Source organism: Staphylococcus sp. 231237_7MaSpsaltlick, from assembly GCF_043107035.1.
Map to the genome: position 1 here is coordinate 1 of NZ_JBICNX010000247.1, position 659 is coordinate 659.

General features: G+C 33.5%; 1 protein-coding gene and 1 pseudogene. Both read left to right on the plus strand.

What is annotated here, in order from left to right; all coding sequences use genetic code 11:
* The first annotated feature begins 97 nt into the window (after window positions 1-97).
* Complete coding sequence (locus ACF91D_RS31240; protein ID WP_029376933.1) at window positions 98-334, plus strand: hypothetical protein; 237 nt, start codon at window positions 98-100, stop codon at window positions 332-334.
* Between the two features lies 1 nt (window position 335).
* Window positions 336-659 (plus strand): annotated as a pseudogene (locus tag ACF91D_RS31245) (HNH endonuclease signature motif containing protein); the annotation flags it as partial.

Genomic DNA, 659 nt, shown 5'->3' on the forward strand with positions numbered 1-659 from the left:
ATATTCAATGACGGAAACCCAATAGCAGTTATTGAAATGGGAGAATACACAAAAGAAATTGACGATACTTATGATATAGCGATTGGAGAGATAGGCAATGCAAAATACACTAGGTGATTTAAACAATCATTTATTCGCACAACTTGAAAGATTAAATGATGAAGAGATTAAAGGCGATGACTTAAAAGAAGAAATAGAACGCTCAAAAGCAGTATCAAACATTGCTAAAGGGATTATAGATAACGGTAACCTTGTATTACAAGCGCAGAAATTTGCTGATGATCAATTAGATGCAAACGGTGAAATGCCTAAATTATTAAACGGTGGTGCTTGATATGCCACATATTTGGACAGAGGAAGAAAAACAATTTCTTAGAGATAATGTGAAAGGAACTCCGATTCATGATTTAACTAAGGTGTTCAATGAACATTTTGATTCCAATATGACATACACGCAGGTAAGAGCTACAGTGAAACGTTTGAAATTAAAATGTGGTGTATCAGCACAGTTCTCTAAAGGTCATGTTTCATGGAATAAAGGCATTCCAATATATAACAAGGAATGCGAAAAGACACAATTTAAAAAAGGTAATAAACCTAAAACTACTTTACCTATAGGAGCTGAACGCATCAATAACTATGGATATGTAGTTGTGAAA

Coding starts and splice junctions, on each gene's coding strand:
- ACF91D_RS31240 (WP_029376933.1), top strand. CDS start 98: ATGCAAAATACACTAGGTGATTTAAACAATCATTTATTCGCACAACTT.